General features: G+C 34.5%; 15 protein-coding genes and 2 pseudogenes. 14 read left to right on the forward strand and 3 right to left on the reverse strand.

Features of this window, described 5'->3' with window-relative positions:
* The 5 genes and pseudogenes from MKY60_RS21060 to mgtE all read left to right on the forward strand — a co-directional run.
* Window positions 1-211 (forward strand): spore germination protein (locus MKY60_RS21060; RefSeq protein WP_340931127.1); only part of this gene is annotated, 211 nt, incomplete at its 5' end.
* A complete protein-coding gene (locus MKY60_RS21065; protein WP_340931128.1) occupies window positions 208-1,302 on the forward strand; it encodes a GerAB/ArcD/ProY family transporter in 1,095 nt (364 codons plus the stop codon). The genes MKY60_RS21060 and MKY60_RS21065, both read left to right, overlap by 4 nt.
* The gene (locus MKY60_RS21070; RefSeq protein WP_340931129.1) at window positions 1,299-2,405 is read left to right on the forward strand and encodes a Ger(x)C family spore germination protein; all 1,107 of its coding nucleotides are present in this window, start codon (window positions 1,299-1,301) and stop codon (window positions 2,403-2,405) included. The genes MKY60_RS21065 and MKY60_RS21070 overlap by 4 nt, the downstream gene beginning before the upstream one ends.
* Window positions 2,406-2,540: 135 nt before the next feature.
* A pseudogene (locus tag MKY60_RS21075) lies at window positions 2,541-2,891 on the forward strand (recombinase family protein); the annotation flags it as partial.
* A gap of 277 nt (window positions 2,892-3,168) precedes the next feature.
* Window positions 3,169-4,527, forward strand: coding sequence for a magnesium transporter (gene mgtE, locus MKY60_RS21080; protein WP_340931130.1), 1,359 nt, complete (start codon window positions 3,169-3,171; stop codon window positions 4,525-4,527).
* Between the two features lie 241 nt (window positions 4,528-4,768).
* Here the strand turns inward: mgtE and MKY60_RS21085 are convergent, their stop codons facing one another.
* Complete coding sequence (locus MKY60_RS21085) at window positions 4,769-5,389, reverse strand: hypothetical protein (protein ID WP_340931131.1); 621 nt, start codon at window positions 5,387-5,389, stop codon at window positions 4,769-4,771.
* A gap of 227 nt (window positions 5,390-5,616) precedes the next feature.
* On the opposite strand from MKY60_RS21085, the gene MKY60_RS21090 reads away from it, so the two are divergent.
* Entirely contained in the window at window positions 5,617-6,147 is a 531-nt protein-coding gene (locus MKY60_RS21090) for a DUF3967 domain-containing protein (RefSeq protein ID WP_340931132.1), read from the forward strand.
* 121 nt (window positions 6,148-6,268) lie between these two features.
* On the opposite strand, the gene MKY60_RS21095 is transcribed toward MKY60_RS21090, so the two are convergent.
* Together MKY60_RS21095 and MKY60_RS21100 are read right to left on the reverse strand one after the other, a co-directional pair.
* The gene (locus MKY60_RS21095; protein WP_340931133.1) at window positions 6,269-6,574 is read right to left on the reverse strand and encodes a type II toxin-antitoxin system RelE/ParE family toxin; all 306 of its coding nucleotides are present in this window, start codon (window positions 6,572-6,574) and stop codon (window positions 6,269-6,271) included.
* Window positions 6,567-6,944 (reverse strand): hypothetical protein, encoded by a 378-nt coding sequence (locus MKY60_RS21100; RefSeq protein WP_340931134.1) that lies wholly within the window; start codon window positions 6,942-6,944, stop codon window positions 6,567-6,569. The genes MKY60_RS21095 and MKY60_RS21100 overlap by 8 nt, the downstream gene beginning before the upstream one ends.
* 606 nt (window positions 6,945-7,550) lie before the next feature.
* On the opposite strand from MKY60_RS21100, the gene mobV reads away from it, so the two are divergent.
* The 8 genes and pseudogenes from mobV to MKY60_RS21140 all read left to right on the forward strand — a co-directional run.
* Entirely contained in the window at window positions 7,551-9,029 is a 1,479-nt protein-coding gene (gene mobV / locus MKY60_RS21105) for a MobV family relaxase (protein ID WP_340931135.1), read from the forward strand.
* A gap of 491 nt (window positions 9,030-9,520) precedes the next feature.
* Window positions 9,521-10,537 (forward strand): replication initiation protein, encoded by a 1,017-nt coding sequence (locus MKY60_RS21110; RefSeq protein ID WP_340931136.1) that lies wholly within the window; start codon window positions 9,521-9,523, stop codon window positions 10,535-10,537.
* Between the two features lie 4 nt (window positions 10,538-10,541).
* Window positions 10,542-10,721: a hypothetical protein gene (locus tag MKY60_RS21115; protein WP_340931138.1), complete on the forward strand. Its 180-nt coding sequence runs from the start codon at window positions 10,542-10,544 to the stop codon at window positions 10,719-10,721.
* A gap of 390 nt (window positions 10,722-11,111) precedes the next feature.
* Window positions 11,112-11,903, forward strand: a complete 792-nt coding sequence (locus MKY60_RS21120) for a hypothetical protein (protein WP_340931139.1) — start codon at window positions 11,112-11,114, stop codon at window positions 11,901-11,903.
* Window positions 11,904-11,995: 92 nt separating this feature from the next.
* Complete coding sequence (locus MKY60_RS21125) at window positions 11,996-12,484, forward strand: DUF3967 domain-containing protein (protein ID WP_340931140.1); 489 nt, start codon at window positions 11,996-11,998, stop codon at window positions 12,482-12,484.
* A 1,228-nt stretch (window positions 12,485-13,712) separates the two neighbouring features.
* Window positions 13,713-14,873 carry a replication initiation protein gene (locus MKY60_RS21130; protein ID WP_340931142.1) on the forward strand — a complete coding sequence of 387 codons (1,161 nt, stop codon included), beginning with the start codon at window positions 13,713-13,715 and terminating at the stop codon, window positions 14,871-14,873.
* An 88-nt stretch (window positions 14,874-14,961) separates the two neighbouring features.
* Window positions 14,962-15,230, forward strand: a pseudogene (locus MKY60_RS21135) (transposase); the annotation flags it as partial.
* Window positions 15,231-15,747: 517 nt separating this feature from the next.
* On the forward strand, window positions 15,748-17,033 hold a 1,286-nt coding region (locus MKY60_RS21140), incomplete at its 3' end, for a spore germination protein (protein WP_340931143.1).

The following is a 17,033-nucleotide window of genomic DNA, read 5'->3' on the forward strand; positions in this document are numbered from 1 at the left end:
GATTACAGTTGTATTGATGTTGGTAGTTATGCATCTGTGTAAGCTTGAAACTTTTGGCACTCCTTACTTTGCACCATTTGCGCCATTTAAAATAGAGGACATCAAAGATACAGTCGTGAAACTTCCTTTTTGGAAACTTAATACACGACCAACAGATTCCAAACCCATATATAAGAATCAACAATGGAATACAAGGGGCTGGAAGAAGTGACGAATAATAAAATATCAATAACAAAGTTTCAGTTGTTTTTTTTAGTAATCGAAAGTCAAATTGGTATTGGTTTACTATCTTTACCAAATGTAGTTCAGGACTCAGCAAAAGGCGACGGCTGGATATCCATTATTTTAGCTGGAATAGGTGTACAATTATTGCTAATTATTTATTGGTTGTTATTAAGGAGGTTTCCAAATGAAACTTTTACAAACATTACCGAGAAGATTCTTGGGCGCTATTTAGCAAAAATAGTAAGTTACTTCATTTACTTTTATTTTATAATGAATGCAAGTTTATTAACTATACTTACTGTTAAAACAATAAACCTACATTTATTGCCACTGACACCTAGCTGGGTGATATCCTTTATTATTTTAAGCTCTAGTATTTATCTGACCGTAAGCAATTTAAGAATAATAGCAAGATTCTTTGTTCTAACTTCTTCTTTAATTATTGTAATGTTGGGTGTTTCTCTTCTTACTTATACCATTCCAAAAGAAGTTCAATTCATCCTACCCGTTGGGGATTCAGGCATTAAAGAAATATTAATTGGCATTAATGGTGCCTTAATTTCAATGGTTGGTTTTGAAGTAGTCCTGTTCATATACGCCTTTGTTATTCATAATAAAAAAGGTATGTTAAAAACCATATCTTTAGCGAATATATTTGTCACCACCATTTACACTTATTTTGTCTTTCTTTGTTTAATAACATTTAGTCCAGACCAATTGAGTCAATTAAGAGATCCTGTGTTATTTTTGTTTAGAATATTATCTTTTCGATTGATTGAACGCATAGATTTTATATTTTTGTCCATTTGGATAGTTCCAATGATAACGTCAATTATTATTTATATATTCCTTGCAAGTAAAAGTATTAGTGGTGAGGAAAATTCATATAAAAAGAAGGTCGTTATAAATGGAATGCTCATATATCTGATATCACTTATCCCTCATCGTGATGAGATCATAAATAGTTTTACTCAATATGTTTCATATTTAAGTTATACCGTTATCATGGTCATTCCCTTAATCCTATTAATTGTGTCATTGATATTCAAAAAGCATGAAATGGGTGAGACAGGTTGAGGAAAAAATTCCTAAAAATTTTAATAATCATGAATATCTTTTTAGCAGGTTGTTGGGACCAACAACCCCTAGTTGATAAAACAATTGTAAACGGGATAAGTTTTGATTTAACAGATGAAGGTAAAATTCATGCAACAGTGAGAGACTTGATTTTAAAGAGTACTGGTGGAGGACAATTTGAAGTTGCAGATGAGCTTGTACATGCTGAAAGACCTTCTCTGGCGGGTTTATCAATTGATGTTAATAGCAAGACTGCTGGACAGGTGGATTATAGTCAAGCCAATATTCTTTTAATTGGTGATGAATTGGCTAAAAAAGGGATTCAACAAGTACTAGATCCATTTTATCGAGGAAAAAATTCAAGTATTACCTCGAAAGTTGTGATTACAAACGGTAAAGCAGAAGAAATCATTTCATCGGAAATAAAAAAAAGTCCTATTGCATTCTATATATTAAAATTGATGGAAAGCGCAGTGAGTGAAACTTTAATACCAGATGAGAATGTTTTCACTGTCTGGACAAAAATCCTATCTCCAGGAAAAGATATTATAGTACCATATGTAAAATTAGAAGAATCCAAAATTGTAATTGATGGGGTTGCCCTTTTTAATGGAAATAAGTTCTCTGGAACAACTTTATCAAAAGAGCAAAGCAGTTTATTATTGCTTTTACTTGATGATTTAAATAAGACGAACACCATGTCACCAATACTTAACCAAGACAGTAAAGAACAATACATTTCGTTTGCTACAAGGAAATTGAAAAGAAACATGGAGATTAAGGTAGATGAAAAAAGTGGAAATATAAATGCCAAAATAGACTTAAATATTCAAGTTGAAGTTAATACCATTCAGCAAGATCTCAGAGATAATTTAAAAATAAAAAAGTTAAATCAAGAGATTTCTAAAGAATTAACGAAACAAGCAAAAGAAGTCATAGATCTTCTATTAAAAGCAAACTGTGATGTATTTGGAATCGGAATGGAAATTTCAAATACGCATCCTGACTTATGGAAGAAAATGAACTGGGATGAGGAATATAAAAATGTTCAAATAGAGCCAAAAGTAAATGTGAAGATTATAAAAACAGGTAATCTGTTTTAGACATGATATACAAATTCTTAAATGGATGGCTAACAAGAGTTTAATTTAAGAACAACTATCCCTTTGAGGTCAGTTTTTTATAACCTATAAAATAGTTCTTTTTGGCAGATTTAGTACCTTTGATAAAATGAACAAAGACAATTGATCGAGCTTGCAGAACACTTTGAAGAACGTGGGGTTGAATTTATATCGATTCGTGACAATATCGATACATCATCGCCTACAGGTCGTTTTTTCTTCCGAATGATGGCGAGCATAGCCGAACTGGAACGTGATATAACGAGTGAAAGAACGAAGAGTGGACTTGCAGCAGCGCGAGCCCGAGGTCGAAAAGGTGGACGCCCTCAAACGGATCCGAAGAAGATTAAAACGGCACTGAAAATGTATGATTCCAAACAATATAGCATCGCAGAGATCACGAAAGCGGTAGACATATCAGCCCCTACGCTATATCGATACATAGACAAAAAAGCCAAACAATTGTAATTGTTTGGCTTTTTGTCTAATTGAATGAATGGCAGTTTTTAGTGAGGGAAAGATCAGTGATAAAGAGTTACTGAAGAGTGTAACCTGGTGTGTATACTTGATACACTCGGTTCAGCGTTCTGGTTGAACAAGAACTTATTTAATTTATGCGTTGAAAGGACTAGACTAAATAGTGAATGATAGAAAAATATTTGGAGCTTTAAAAATTTTATGTAGTGGAAAATTGAATAGGTAAAACCTATTCCGCCTATACATTATTTTGAAAGGGGCGATTATTGTGTCCTTAATCATGACAGAAAATGAAATTACACTTGCCATTATTCAACTGTTAAAAGAGGGAAAAAAGAAGGTTTTCCAAGACATAGTCGACGAATTACAGCCATACGATTTGGCTCAACAATATACTCACCTATCTGTTAAACATAGAAATAAGTTTCTCCTATACTTATCAATAGATCAACTTACGGAACTTATAATGGAGTTAGAGAAGGGTGAACAGTTAGATGTCTTACATAAGTTAGGAATTGAAAAGTCGACAAAAGTTCTTGATTTGATGGAAAATGATGATTTAGCGACCTTATTAACTGATTTAGACCCTTCAAAAACAGAAGAACTTTTATCTGAAATGAAACAGGAAGAGTCAGAAAATGTTCAAAATCTAATGAACTACCCACCAGAAACTGCCGGTAGGATTATGAACAATCGTTATGTTTGGATTCCTAATCATTACTCAATCCATGAAGCCATTAATAAAATAAAACATTTCGCCGAATTGGCAGAGTATCTGAACTATCTTTATGTAATCGATGAACAGAAAAAATTGGTGGGTGTAGTTTCCTACAAAGATTTATTATTAGGAAACTTGGAAGATAAAATTGAAAATATTATGTATAGCAGGGTCGTGAAAGTTGATGTTCAGGTGGATCAAGAAGAAGTTGCTAAACTAATTAGTCGTTACGACTTTGTTTCCATACCGGTTATTGAAGAAGATGAAACACTAGTTGGTGTAATTACAGTTGATGACATTATCGACGTCGTTATTCAAGAAGCAAATGAAGATATTGAGAAATTATCTGCATCAGGTAAAGCAATTGATTTTAACACTAGCCCTCTTGTGGCTGCATCCCGAAGACTCCCCTGGCTCATCTTGCTATTATTTATTGGATTACTTTCTGGCGGTATCATTAGTGAATTTCAAGGAACTTTGGAAGAGGTAGTTGCTTTAGCCTTTTTTATGCCGATGATTGCGGGAATGACAGGAAATACAGGTACTCAATCCCTCGCGATTGTTGTTAGAGGATTAGTGTCTCAAGAATTAGATTTCAAACAAGGAATCAAACTTATTTTTCGAGAACTGTGGGTTGGAATTATAATTGGTGTAACATGTGGGGTTATGATATCGATTATTGCTTTTATTTGGCAAGGAAGTTTCACTTTAGGCTTAGTTGTAGGAAGTTCATTACTAATAACTTTAATCATTGGTACTCTGGCAGGAACCATTATCCCATTATTACTTTATCAATTAAAGATTGATCCTGCTGTGGCTTCAGGGCCACTTATTACGACCATTAACGATATTTTATCGCTGCTTATTTATTTTGGTATTGCTACTATGTTTATTGCAAAGTTAATGTAATTCGGATTGTTTCATTACGAGAAAAGCCAAAACGTAGTTATGTCATCCGGCTGCCTTTTCAAGGCGGATTTTTCTTATGGATGATTGAAGTTGAATACTTCCTCATCCGGTTGTTATGTCAACCTATTCTGCATACGAGATACAACCCAGTCGAGTAATTGAATCGATGTTTTTGTGGATTCAAAGCGCAAGTCTTCATCCTGATAGTTAGGATCCTGACTTGAGCTTTTATTAGCTTAAATTATTTTTCTAGCGGTAGCAGAGGTTCTGTATTTTCATTCCAATTAGAAATACTATATTTTTTCCCGTGAAACTTGAATTTTTTTCTGCCTGTTACAGCAAATTTGTCTTTAATTTTTGCTTTAATAGCTACTTTAAACGAAAGGTATAAATCAGAAGCGTTCTCATTTGGAAACATAATTATATGAAAACGTGTAAATGAATTCGCCTTAAATATTCCATAATTCATATCTGGTAAAACTTGTTCCATTAAAGAAAGTTCAGCAGTAGGCATCTTAATAGCTCTCCAAATTATCCTGTTTCTATGAGTAGTCCCGATGGTACGCTTGGTTAGTAATGGTAGATTCATATTTGTGTCTGGATAGAATGCTCTTAAGTCAAAAAATGCTATGTCTTTCGGAGATGGATTGACGACTTCAATTTTTGCTATTAGACACGGTCCATATGTGTCAGTAATTCCTTCTTCATTAACAAAACCAACTTCTCCATCTGCAACCACTTCTAAGTCAGAAATTTCTACATGTAATGTTTTTCTATTACTCCAAGCTACTGAGAATGAAACAATTAAAGCAATTAACGATATCGCAATTGTACTAATCCTAAATAATATTTCCAAACTCATCTTTATCACCTTCCGATTTTTACAGGATAGGAAGATTATAGCAAAAACCGAAGGTGGTAATTTTCTTGAATATGTAAACAGAGTTTCTTCTCTATAATAAATTTACAAGATAGCGTGACTGCATGAACAAATCAATAACTATGTTCATGACTGTGATTGAAGGATTTCTTTGATATACATAGAATTAAGATGTTATGACTGTATGGTGAAAGGGGTGAGGTGACTGCATGAACAAGAACATTGACTGGCTAACTGTTTTAGATCTTGAAAAACAACTAAATATACCGAGCGCAACAATTCGGAGATACATACGTATTCATGGACACCATCTGAACATCAGAAAGAAGGCGAAAAGCTACTTAGTAGCTTCAGAATCGATTCCGATTATCCTTGGTATTCGAAAACAATATGATGACGGAAGAAACCAAGAGCAAGTTGAAGAAACCTTTATTCAGCAAGGTAATCCTGTGACCATAACCATGACCGCAGATGACAAAGAGGTGACCGTAAATATCGGTGAAGCCTTACAGGACATGAAAATAGCTATGCACGAACAAAACAAAATCATTGAATCATTGGTTGATCAAATGAAGAACCAGCAAAACTATATAGATAATAAATTAGAAGAACGAGACAGAATGCTTATGGCAGCTATAAGAGAAAATCAAGAGACTAGAAAGCAAGTTGCAGTTTCAGGTCAGAACAAAGAAAAGACGGTTGCTGCCGGAGATAAAAAATGGTATCAGTTTTGGAAATAATCATAGAAAGACCTGTTCCTTGGAAGATTGCGTTACTCTTCCAAGGATTTTTTAATGGGAAGTAACTATAAGAGAGAACAGAAGCATAGGCAAATAAAAAGAAGCCACCTATCGGTAGCCTCTAAATTAAACCCAAATAGCGTTTTAACTCGGGGTAAAAATTTTCCCTTGGCCCCATAAAAATAATAACGATTACATTGCCATCTTCATCCTCTTCTAACGCATAACACAACTCATAATTAGTCTTCAAATGACTTACATCAAAACAATAGTAGCCTTTTAAGTCACCTTTTTTTTCTTCTCCAATACATGGATCTATTTGAATCGCTGATATAGCATCTGAAATTTTCTTATATAATGTAGCATCCGTTTTTTTAATTTTTTTTAGTTGTTTTGCAGCTCGGGGACCAAGCTGATAATCACTCATCCTCATCCTCTTCGTCATCCTCCAAAGCGTCTAAATAATCGTCTAAACTACTTTTAATTCTAGGTTGCGCCATTGCTTCTTTTTTCATCACTTCTAACGCCTTTGGAATGTTTGTTTTCATTCTTTTAAATTCTTCTATCAAATCAGTATCTTTATAACCTCTTTTTACTAAATCAGTAAGAATATCTGTTGAAAAATCTACTGTTTCATAATCGCCAGGACGAATTAATATGCCTTTGTTAGTTAACTCCATAACACCTTCGTTGCCAAAATTAAATGCTTCATAAAATTCTTTTGGAATATTAGTTTGTCTTTGCGTAGAAATTCTTACTCTTCTTTTTTTCCCTTGTAAGCTTTCTAATTCATCCATGGTAGATCTTCCCTTCGGAAATGTCGTTACCATAATGTATGCCCCCCCGTATAAAGAAGTATACTTTAAAACTTTATTTTAAAAGTATTTATTTCTTTATTTCTTTATTTCTTTACTTTACCATAAGTGTTTACAATGTAAACATTTATTTGCTCATAGATATCTATTGATGGGAGGTACTAATCAGGGAAAGTAGTTAAGGACATGTCATTACTCTAAATCATGTTCCAACTATTTTCTTTGGTAAAAATGTCCTCTACGGGACTAATTTTATGTTGTCCCCAGCACTGGGGGGGGTGGGGTTTGCCTCTTTTTCAAAAGGGGCAAGGTCTGTTCTTAAAGGGAAGAATGGTCGAGCAATCGGACCATTCTTCTTACTCTTGATTTAGGAAAATAACATTCGGCTGCGAATGGATTTTCTTGTTCTTGAATTACTGGGGGAAAGACTGTCCGTTCCAGGACATTTCCCCCATGCTTTTGTGTGACGACTCCAAGTGGAGGACGACACTTGCCTTTAACCTCGTAGAGCACAATGATTTTACGCAGTAAAGTCTAGTGTGTTAGACTTTACTTAAAATCTCATCGTCCTAAAGGTGGTTGGTTTCAATGAGTTATTCAATAATTAGAGTTCAAAAGATGAATGGTCAAGCGATTAAAGGGATTCAAATTCATAACCAAAGAGAGAAAGAAAGTCATTCAAATACAGATATTAGACTAGAAGATAAGCACTTGAATTACGATTTAATTCACGGTGATAAACAAGTAGATTACAAGCAAGAGATCCAACAAGTCATTTCGGCAAACGTGAAGTCAGATAAAAAAGTTCGCAAAGATGCTGTCCTTGTTACTGAATTTCTAGTTACTTCTGATACGTCATTCTTTAACACACTTTCTCCTAAAGAACAGAAAAGCTATTTTGAGACGACTAAAAATTTCCTAGCAAATAGATATGGCGAACAGAATTTGATCTACGCCACGGTACATAACGATGAACAAACGCCGCACATGCATGTTGGTTTGGTTCCAGTTACTAAAGATGGACGATTGTCTGCAAAGGATGTGGTCGGTAATCGGATGCAACTGGTGAAGCTGCAAGACGATTTTAACGCCTATGTGAAGGCTAATGGTTATGATTTGGAACGTGGAGTATCTTCCAACCGAAAACACGTGGAAATGGCTAAATTTAAAGCCATGACAGCACTGGAAGCTGAACGTGAAGCTTCAAAGAATTATGATCAGACCATTTCACAGATTCAAACGATTGAAAAGACGACAAAAGCATTGGAAAATGTTCAGACAACACAATCATTTGGGCGTGTTTTCCTGAAAAAAGAGGATTATGAGACATTAGTCAACTATGCAACTTCAGGGGCGGTTGCTGAAATGAACGTTACTGATTTGAAACAAAAATTAAATCAAAGTGAACGTCAATTGATGCAATTAAAAGACGAGGTTCAGGACGGACAGGATAAAATTCGAAAGCTTTATAAAGGCGTTGAAGTGAGAAGCGAAGAGATTAAAACTGAAAATGAGCAGATTAAAGAGAATTTGAATGTGTTAGCTGAACAAAAAGCAGCACTACTAGCCGAAGAAAGAGTTGAAAAAATTTTAAAAGAAAATGTGGTTGTTCAGAAGTATCAAGGTGCAGTCAAAGAGTACAGCGATTTAGTCGGTAAATATAATCAACTAAGCATTGAACACATGGACTTTCAGAAAAACTCGAAAAAGGAAATTGGAGAATTGAACTTCGATCTCAAAACTTCTAGGCGTAGATATGCTGTACTTGAAGCCGAAACTAAATCTGGTTTGAAAGAGGAAAATGATTCTTTAAGAACCGAAAATAACTCTTTGCGTGAACAGATCAAGCAAATCAATAATGAATTTCAAGCGTTTAAAGAACGAGTTATTGATGGTCTTAATAAGCAATTCAGCAAAATTAAAACATGGCTAAATATAAAACAAGTAGAACCGAAGTACCTGAAATTCTTGGATGAAAAACAAGAACAAATTGTTCAAGAAAGCATGAAGGAAATTGAAAAACCAAAGCAACAAGAAAAAGAATTAAACGTCGAAATGGAAAGATAACCATAAAAAGCCATATAAGCGTTTTTAAGCGTTTTATCTACTTATTGGGATAAATCTATTACCAAATCTATTAAAATCGTTTTTAGATAGCAAAAAATCACTTTTAAAGCTATTCGATTGATAGATTATGCGTTCATTTTGCAGAAAGCCCTTTTCAGGGCTTTTTTTATTTTTATCTTTTTCATTTTGTGAAAATGAAATTGGTTTATGTGAATTTTGCTTATATATTAATTATCTTTTAAAAGATTAATTACATTACTTATATTTAGGGACACCCTTGAGACTTAGAGCCACAAGGGTTCCAAAGGTTAAATGTGTTTTTTTCTTCCCTTTACTGTGTTTTTTTCTTCCCTTTACTGTGTTTTTTTCTTCCCTTTACTGTGTTTTTTGTATATAAAAAACACACAGAAGGATTTAAAAGTGATAAGCTTGATTTACAAAGCACATAAACAAGGGAAGTATTTAACACAGATAAGAAGGTGGAGTGGAAAATGGTTAGAATAAACCCGAAAAAACAACTAATTTCGTATGAAAACTCAATTCAAAAAAGTAGAGAATTATCAATGGCGAAATTGAATCACGGACTGACTTTAAATCAAATGCAGTTATTGGCTTTTGCTATTTATTCAACGCAACAAAATGGGGCTACTAAATTTCATAAAGCTGACTTTGAAAAGAAATTTAGTCTTTCTAAATACAACACAACAGATGCAAAACAGGATGTACAAAGAGTTATGAGTATTATGTTCAGCGTTGAAGATCTGGAAGAGAATTATTTTGAGTATTGGAATGTGTTTGGCTCAATCAAATATAAAGAAGGGCTATTTACTTTTCGTTGGAATGAAGATTTTGTCCCTCATATTTTAGAGTTGAAAGAGAAATACATAACGACTGACTTAACAATTACTTCCCAATTCAAAAGTGGTTTTAGCTGGACATTGTATGACTATTTAAAGGCGCATCATGGCTATTGGCATAAACAAATTTCTAAAGAGGGATTAATGAAATTGTTCGGGGTCGAAAATGTTAAAACGTACATTGGAAATACAGCTCAATTTAAAAGGACTGTGCTTGATGTTGCCATCAAAGAAATCAACGAATATACGGAATTAGAAGTAAGGTACAAAGACGAAAAAGAAGGTCGTGCGATTAGTGGGTTTGATTTGATTTGGTCAAATGGGCAAAAGCTTACCAGTGCCACAAAGAAGCAGATCAAGGAAATTCAAAGCCTTGTAGATATTATCTTCGAGGATATGTTTGTGTATGTTAATCTCGATGATGAAGCTGATAGATTAAGAGCAAGGGATTTGATGTTGGAAATCGAAGAAATGAGAGAATTTATAACAGAACCCATCAGCATAACGAGCAAAAGAGCCAACGAATTAATTCAAAAAGCCGTTTTAAATTTTAGAGAATTGAATCGATTGCTTGAAAAAAATCACAAACCTATGCCCCAAAAAACAAGATTGAAAGTAGAATTTTATAACTGGTTGGAAGAGAGGGAGTGATTAAATGAGCAATCAAGAAGAACTGAATGCAATAATGAAGAAATTAGCAGAGGTCAATAAACGAACTGGATTTATAGCACGGGAAATAGAAGTAGATAAAGACGGTGCGATGTTGCTTGATCCCAATAATCCAAATGATGTTGAGTGGTACGAAAATGATGAAGCTTACGACATCGTTGACTAGAGAAGCTTTGAACAATTAAACTAAAAAGACCGATGGTAGCTACACCAACGGTCAAAATAGGAAGGTTGCCCCAAAAGGCAGTCAGCCGATACTATAGGATAATCCACCCGACAGCAGCTAACTCAGGGGTGGATTTTTTTCATTTACTTTTAGAGAGAGTGTTCATTTACTTTTAGAGAGAGTGTTCATTTACTTTTAGAGAGAGTGCCCATCTACACACCCTAAAAAAATCGGGTGCTTCTGGGCAACTTCCAGTCGTAAATAATGCGTTGCATTGGACTTGAAATCTGAAATAAAAGAGAGAACTAAGTTACTTTATTTTTCTATTACTATATTTTGGTAGAATGGTATTTGCGGACTCAGCAAATAAATAATAAAAGAGGAATAGTTATGACTAGAAGAAGTTATAGGAAAAGATTAAAAGAATATAAAATTAATACTACCACTGGTAATAATACAGCCTTGCAAAAAGAGGGGGGCATCAATCTTCTTGATTCTGGTCTATTAATAGGTCTTGTAACAGTTCTTGGTTATTTTATTGCATACGCTTATCAAAAAGGATACTGGCTGTATTATGGAGTAACACAAGAATTCTTAAACCAAATTAGTATTGTTAATATATTAGTTTCTATGTCCGTAATTGGTTTCGGTATAGGTAGTTTCATCCTGTATTATCAAAGCGTAAAAGGTTCATTACCACGTTCTAACAACCCTGTAAGACAAATGCTACCAAGCGTCGTTTTACCAACTCTATTTATTTGCATGGGGATATTAGTGTTGATTCCTAGTAATTTGTTTAAGGTTCAACCAATGCATCTATCATATGTTCTTTTAATTATTATTGTCATTTCCTATACGTATCCTCTACTTTCACAATGGCACATTAAAGGTTATAAAAATAAATTAATTAAACATCTTGAGGATCAAGAATATGAAGGAGTGACAGTAGAAAATATTATTTTAAAGTATAAAATTTTTCCATCTGCTAAGTTTTTTTATTTATTTACAGTTTTCGTAACTTGTTTTTTTGTATCATTTCTTTGGGGTTATAAAAGTGCTACTGATAAAGAAAATTACCTTGTATTCGATGCCCACCTATCCCCGTTTCACAATCAGCCCAAAGGCCTGTCATTAGTCGTCACCGCCAGATCCCGCATGGGTTCGGCAAAAAAGAAAAAGTAAAGTTTATATGTTTAGTAGTTTAACATTCAAAATTATTTCTTGCAATCTATTTAAAGGCATTTTCGATATTCATATCGAATGGTTTATAAGAGGTGATTAAGCTGAATAACCAGTCAAAAATCCATTCCAGCAAAGACGTCGCAAAGCGACTTTCAATACAAGCAGTTACCGTTAGAAAATACGCTCAAATGCTTGAAGATAAAGGCTTTTCTTTTGAGAAAGATGAAAAGGGTTGGAGGCAATATAGCGAGGACGATATCAGGTATTTGGAATACCTTTGCGACATGAAAAAGATGGGCAAATCTCTTGATGAAGCAGCCCTTCATATAGCGACTCTGTATCGGTCAAATTTGACCATATCGCATCCCGCTATTCCGCTACAAGAAAGTAATCCTTTGGCTGAATTCTTACAAACACAACATGAATTCAATCAAAAGATATTGGAACGACTTGAAGCATCTGAAAAACGACAAATCGAAAGAGATCAGAATTTACTAAAGGCTATCAGGGAGACTCAAGAAGTGAAAAAACAACTGGCAGCTACACAACAAAAAAATAAATGGTGGAAGTTTTGGAGATAAAAAACCAAGAACAGATTTTGCCCCTTTTGAAAAGTGGCAACCCCCAAACCCCCTCGCCGGGTGGCAGGTTCTCACATGGGTGAGAACCAAAGACAGGGTGGAGAATCCTCTCACGTATCAACTCCTTAAATTCCTTCCGCTATCGCTCCAGTCAGACATTTACCGTTGACACTTACCGTCATCTTTCCTTCTTGCCAAGCATTTTGCTAACTTCAGTTAGCCCTAAGCTTCAGCTTCAATCCGTTTGTATGACAAATTCGGTATTTCCGTTATAGACCGGAGTCTTTAACGCCAGTAACATCAAGGGTTTAAGTGTTTTTGTTGGATGTACGAACGAACTTTTTTCTTTGCGTTGGACAGTTTGTTGGAGTCTTTAAACCCATGCCCCAACAGGCTTTGCCTGATGTGAATGGACAGGGTTCTCCAACCCTCTTATCCTGCATTTACTTCTCACTAAAAAAAGAGTAGTCCAATGTAGCGCATTATTTACGACTGGAAGTCGCTCAAAACCATACCCGAATTTTTAGGGTGTGTAGATGGGTACTCTCTCTTTTTCTCCGAAAAAAAAGAGCAGCATTTGCCACTCTCATTCCATCTCGTCATTCTCTTCTATGTACAAAGCACGTTTATTAAATTCCTCAAATTCTTCTGGTGATAGTTCACGCATTTTGCTGTCAAATTGAGAACAAATAATATTCATAATCAAGAATGGTACGAAAAGAGTAAATATTGTTTTTTAAAAAGCCATAGAATCGTTTTTAAGGTGACTGAAATTATTGTTCTTATGAAAATACTCACAAAATACATTAAAAACGTTTTAAAGTATCACAGAATCGTTTTTAATGCTATTCGGAATGATAGATTAGGTGATAGTTTTGTAGGAAATCCTGAAAAGGGCTTTTTTTGAAAAGATTTATTTAATTTCCACCACCATCAATCCTTCTCTGTTTGTTGTTGTTTTAAGAACTTTGTTTAAGAACTTTGTTTAAACCTGTTTTAGAGGCCTCATGAACCCTTGGTAGAGTAAGGGTTCATGAGTTCAAATCCCACACATTCGGGTTCAAATCCCACACATTCGGGTTCCGAAATCCCACACATTCGGGTTCAAATCCCACACATTCGGGTTCAAATCCCACAAATTAATATTTTAGTGGGATTGATTGTTGTTAAAGAGTTTGTTATGGTTTTAACATACATATAAAAACACAAAAAATAAGAGGTGTGTTCGATGGATGAGAATTTTGTAGTTACTCAATCAAATAAATTGATTGAGGCACGTCATATGAAGCCGTTGTCTGCAAGAGAACAAAAAATCGTGCTGACTATGGTGTCTATGATTCAACTTGGTGACGAAGATTTCAAGGAGTACAGTATTTCAATTAAGGAATTCAGTGAAATGCTCGGCTTGAAAGGACATGCAAAGTACGAGGAAATAAAAGAAGTAGCCTTGCACTTACAAGAGAAGACTATTTTCATTCCTAATGAAGATGGTTTTGTAACGACAAATTGGGTTGCTGGTCAGGTTTACAAGAAAGGAGAGGGAGTAATAAAGCTATCATTTTCTCCGTATTTAAAGCCGTATTTATTGCAATTGAAAAGTCAATTTACATCTTACAAGTTAAGCAATATTCTTTCGTTAGGTAGTGGTTATTCAATTCGATTGTATGAACTCATGAAGAAGTGGCAACATCTTGGGAAGTGGGAGTATCCAGTCGATGAATTGAAACTGAAATTTGGAATTTCGGGAGATACATATACTCAATACAATCATTTCAAAACAAGAGTTTTAAAAAGAGCAGTGGAAGAATTGAATGAAAAAACAGATCTTCATATTAGTTATAAAGAAATTAAAAATGGTCGTAAGATAGATAAGATTGAATTTACGATAAAGCACTCCGCTGATAAGGAAATTAAGCTACCAACTTCACCTAAAGAGCCTGAAAAAAAGATTGAAAACGAAGAGGTAAGAGAACGATTGAATACTTTGGCAGTTAACTATAGTTTTGACCAAACGTATTTCGCTCAAATGTATCAAGGGGCATCGCTTATTTGGAATAATGATGTTGAAAAGGAATTAAAGATGCTCATCAGCTATGTAAATGAAGAAGAAACCATAAAAAATCCATTAGGTTTTATTAAATCGAAAATAAAACAGGCATGGGATTTTCAGCAAGACGGTGTTTCTATCACGTTTGCTGATTTAAAATCTACTAAACGAAAAACTGGACGGACAGAAGTTGTTCCTGATTGGTTTAATGAAAGAAAGAAAGCGAAAGACGAAATAGTAGCGACAGTAGACACTGAAGTAGATCAAGAGAAGAAACGCAAATTGTTTGAAAGTCTTGGTAAGTCACCTGAAGAAATTGAAGAGTTGATGAAAATAGAGTAGCTTTTGCTGCTCCATTTAAGAAATACGTGCTGTCTACAGTCTTTTTTTGTATAATTGTAGTAATAAATTTCTTTAAATGGGTGATATTATGCTATCGAAATCAACTTCAATTAATCGTGATCAATTAGAAAGGGTGACACTTGAACAACTGGTACCGGAAAATTATTTAGTCCGTAAAATAGAGGCTGCTCTTGATTTTTCTTTTATCTATCCTCTTGTTCAGGACATGTATTCGCTTGACCGTGGACGTCCGAGTATCGATCCGGTAGTTTTGATTAAGATGACATTCATCCAGTACCTGTTTGGGATTCGTTCGATGCGCGCAAAACGATTGAAGAGCTTGAAACGAACTTAGCTTAAAGATGGTTTCTTGGATTTGGCTTTCACGATAAGGTTCCTCTAGTACTTTCATTTAACCATAAAAAATAACCCATCCTTGAGTTAGAGTTCAGATGGGTTACTACCTGTCCAAGCCAATCCCCTTGAATGGAACCTGCTGTTACATTGATCGTTTGGTGTTCAACCACCAAACGGTCTTTTTATTGTACTCAAATTCTGATCTCATTATATCAAAGGTAATTTAACGAATCAACGACAAGGTAGAATCAACTGATTTCTGACTTTCTGTGCTCTCGATCTAATCCATATAACATCCAGGGAAAGGGAAGTTCCAAGGGATAATCAGTTGTGTGGCTTCCAGAGATAAATCTATCCAAATATGCGTTTTTTCTTCCTCATCTTATTTCCAAAAGACCTTCTTGTTCCATTATGTTATTACAAGAGTAAATCGTAAATCTAATTGATTTGGAATAACTTCGAAAATTTTCGGAAAGAATAATAGCAACTAGTGAGGAAAAATGAGGAGTTTTTTCGGATGAGTTTCTTTAAAAATAAATCATCACAAAATAGTCAGGTCAATGAAAGCGAACAACTTACTAATGATATTAATAAAAATATACAGATGATCCATAAGCATCTTTGTCAAACAGAAGATTTTAAGACTAAACATATGACTTTTAATAATAAGAAATGTGCAATTCTTTTTCTAGATTCAATGGTGAATAAAGAAAATCTTCAATCGAATGTTATAGGTCCTATTATAGAGATGAAATCAAGAGAAATTGAGAGTGTAGTGAAGGCAACTGAGTTAAATTTTTCCTCAGAAATTTCAGAAGTAGGGACAAGGTTATTAGAGGGTTTCTGTACGATTTTATTAGAAAATGATGCTATTGCAAAGTCAGTATTCGTCGGTGAAATTGCAATGCGTTCCATAGAGGAACCGGCTAATGAACGTAGTATTACCAGTTCCCATGATGGTTTTGTCGAAAATTTAAGTACTAATATTCTTCTTTTAAGAAAGAGAATTAAAAGTCCTCAATTAAAAGTGAAATATTTTACCTTTGGAAAGATTTCAAATACCAGAGTCAGTATGGTGTTTTTAGAAAAACTTGCAAATAAAAAAAATATAGAAGAAATTGAACGGCGAATTACTTCTATGGAAGTCGACCAACTTCTTTCTTCTGGAGAAGTTGAGCAATACATTGAAGACAATCCGTATTCCATGTTTCCTCAAATGTTAACTACTGAAAGGCCGGATAGAGCAACTTCGTATTTAATGGAAGGGAAAATCGTTTTAATTGTCGATGGTGATCCTAGGATTTTAATCGTACCAATAACTTTTTTCGCATTTTATCAATCACCTGATGATTACAATACTCGTTGGCAAATAAGTACTTTTTTCCGGTTTATTCGCTTCCTTAGTTTTATAATTTCTATCAGTTTACCGGCAATTTACATTGCCATCGTTTCTTTTCATTCAGAACAGCTTCCGATTGGAATTTTATACTCTATTAAGGTTTCTCTAGAATACGTTCCCTTTCCTCCTCTGTTGGAAGCTTTTGCTATGCAAATCATACTAGAGTTGCTAAAAGAAGCATCCATTCGATTACCAACTCCAATTGCACAAACGATTGGTATTGTGGGGGGACTTGTAATTGGTACAGCAGTAGTACAAGCTAATTTAGTTTCAAATACAATGATTGTTGTAATTGGACTTACCGCCATAGCATCATTCGTAGCACCAATAAGTGGAATGGGCACAAGTGCCAGGTTATTGGGCTTTCCTGTTATGATAGCTGCATCATGTTTTGGTTTTTTCGG

It is taken from the genome of Psychrobacillus sp. FSL K6-1415 (assembly GCF_038003185.1).
Taxonomy (GTDB): Bacteria; Bacillota; Bacilli; order Bacillales_A; family Planococcaceae; genus Psychrobacillus; species Psychrobacillus psychrodurans.

What these genes read in the sequence shown, in the direction of transcription:
- MKY60_RS21090 (WP_340931132.1), top strand. Translation starts at nt 5,617, where the DNA reads ATGAACAAGAACATTGACTGGCTAACTGTTTTAGATCTTGAAAAACAA.
- MKY60_RS21115 (WP_340931138.1), top strand. Translation starts at nt 10,542, where the DNA reads ATGAGCAATCAAGAAGAACTGAATGCAATAATGAAGAAATTAGCAGAG.
- MKY60_RS21110 (WP_340931136.1), top strand. Translation starts at nt 9,521, where the DNA reads ATGGTTAGAATAAACCCGAAAAAACAACTAATTTCGTATGAAAACTCA.
- MKY60_RS21085 (WP_340931131.1), bottom strand. Translation starts at nt 5,389, where the DNA reads ATGAGTTTGGAAATATTATTTAGGATTAGTACAATTGCGATATCGTTA.
- MKY60_RS21095 (WP_340931133.1), bottom strand. Translation starts at nt 6,574, where the DNA reads ATGAGTGATTATCAGCTTGGTCCCCGAGCTGCAAAACAACTAAAAAAA.
- MKY60_RS21100 (WP_340931134.1), bottom strand. Translation starts at nt 6,944, where the DNA reads ATGGATGAATTAGAAAGCTTACAAGGGAAAAAAAGAAGAGTAAGAATT.
- MKY60_RS21130 (WP_340931142.1), top strand. Translation starts at nt 13,713, where the DNA reads ATGGATGAGAATTTTGTAGTTACTCAATCAAATAAATTGATTGAGGCA.
- mobV (WP_340931135.1), top strand. Translation starts at nt 7,551, where the DNA reads ATGAGTTATTCAATAATTAGAGTTCAAAAGATGAATGGTCAAGCGATT.
- MKY60_RS21120 (WP_340931139.1), top strand. Translation starts at nt 11,112, where the DNA reads ATGACTAGAAGAAGTTATAGGAAAAGATTAAAAGAATATAAAATTAAT.